1 protein-coding gene is annotated in these 677 nt (G+C 43.3%); it reads right to left on the reverse strand.

The genetic code is table 11. The features are described 5' to 3' along the window. On the reverse strand, positions 1–677 hold a 677-nt coding region (locus tag ACFFUV_RS24125), incomplete at both ends, for an ABC transporter permease (protein ID WP_512701404.1).

Here is a 677-nt window from a genome sequence, read left to right on the forward strand (position 1 = left end):
GCCCTCCAGGCAGGGATGCACGCTGACAGCAAATTCAAGAGCAGGCAGAAAATGAATGCGGCCAAGAATATCCAGGGACTGAACAACATATCTGCCGAAAGACTGGTTTCTCCTATTTGGGCACGGTTCTCGCTATTGGAAAATAAGAAATCATTCAATAAAAAAGTACATGCATAACTGAAAAGCATTCCTACTGCTCCGGCTATGAGCGTCAATAATAAATTTTCATAAAACACTTGCCTCAACAAGACATTGGCAGTAGCACCAAATGCCTTCCTCACCCCTATTTCCGACATACGCTTCCGCATACGGGACAAAGTCATGCTACTCAAATTTATAGCCGGTACCAGCAATAAAATAACAATCACCAACAGGTAGTGCAAATAAGCTTCCTTCGCCTGTAACTCTCTTCCCCAGTGACGAAAGATAAAAGAGAAACGATCATCGGGTTGTCCACGATAAAAAATTTCGGAATCCTGCAATCCGTCATTGAATTTCTGACGCAGGCGTTCCGCCTCTTCTCTGATGGCAGGAAAATCTTTCTCCGAATGTGCCAGAATGACCACACGAAAAGTTCCCATCGCATTGTCATACCAGCACTTTCTGGCTATTTCTGTTGAATTGAAAGGTATCCAAATCTGTGCATAAGAAGAAACAGCCAGTTTGGATACATCTTT

This window comes from Vibrio olivae (assembly GCF_042428525.1).
Lineage (GTDB): Bacteria > Pseudomonadota > Gammaproteobacteria > Enterobacterales > Vibrionaceae > Vibrio > Vibrio olivae.